This is a genomic window from Stenotrophomonas sp. HMWF003 (genome assembly GCF_003061285.1).
Lineage (GTDB): Bacteria > Pseudomonadota > Gammaproteobacteria > Xanthomonadales > Xanthomonadaceae > Stenotrophomonas > Stenotrophomonas maltophilia_AP.
Window position 1 is genome coordinate 1 of record NZ_QAIW01000362.1, and the last position, 981, is coordinate 981.

The window sequence follows — 981 nt, forward strand, 5'->3', positions numbered from 1 at the left end:
CAGGCAGCACTGTGGCGTCGCCGGGCGTTCCCGCCGGGGCCACCCCCGGCCCCTCGGCCGGCCCGCCGGTGGCGGTAGCCAGCGAATCGGTGCACGCCACCCTGGCCAAGCTGCAGACCCAGAGCGCCGGTACCGGCAGCGCCCGGCGCAGCATGGCCGACCTGCACAACGCGCTGCTGGCGCAGATGCGCGCCGACCATGGCGCGCAGGCTGCCCTGACGGTCAAGGACAGCGACACCTTCGACCTGCTGGACATGCTGTACGGGCAGATCCAGCGCGAAGTGCGCCCGGACGCCGTCGCCGCGGACCTGCTGGCGCGGCTGCAGGTGCCGGTGGCACGCGCGGCCCTGTCCGACCCCGCGTTCTTCGTGCGCGACCAGCACCCCGCGCGCGAACTGCTCAACGCCGTGGCCGAAGCGGGCGCCAACTGGCTGGGCGAAGACGACGTGGACCCCCAGCTGGTACAGAAGCTGGGCCGCGCGGTCGACCAGGTGGTGGACGACTACCAGGGCGACGCGGCGGTATTCGAGGCCGCCAACGAAGACATCCAGCAGCACTTCCGCGCGCTGGCGCACAAGGCCGAACTCGCCGAGCGCCGCCATGTGGAAGCCGCACGCGGCAAGGAGCGGCTGGAGTCGGCCAAACAGCAGGCTGGGGCCAGCATCGAACAGCTGTGCGCCCAATCCGAACCGCCGCGTTTCGTGCAGTCGCTGCTGAAGCAGGCGTGGTCGGACGTGCTCACCCTTACCCTGCTCCGCCATGGCGAAGGCTCCGAGCAATGGCAGCAGCGCGAGCAGGAAACCACCCGGATCGCCGAGGTGACCTGTCTGCCGCCGGGCACCGCGCCCAGCGATGCCGATCTGGGCGGCCAGGTGGAAGCGGCGCTGCTGCAGGTCGGCTACCACCAGGACGAAGCGGCCGCGATCGCGCGGCGCCTGTCCTCCCCGGGCGGCGAAGATGAAGGCAGTTCGCGTACCGAAC

At 71.7% G+C, this 981-nt stretch carries 1 pseudogene; it reads left to right on the forward strand.

The window, feature by feature from the left end:
- Positions 1-44 precede the first annotated feature (44 nt).
- A pseudogene (locus tag DBR34_RS14705) lies at positions 45-981 on the forward strand (DUF1631 family protein); the annotation flags it as partial.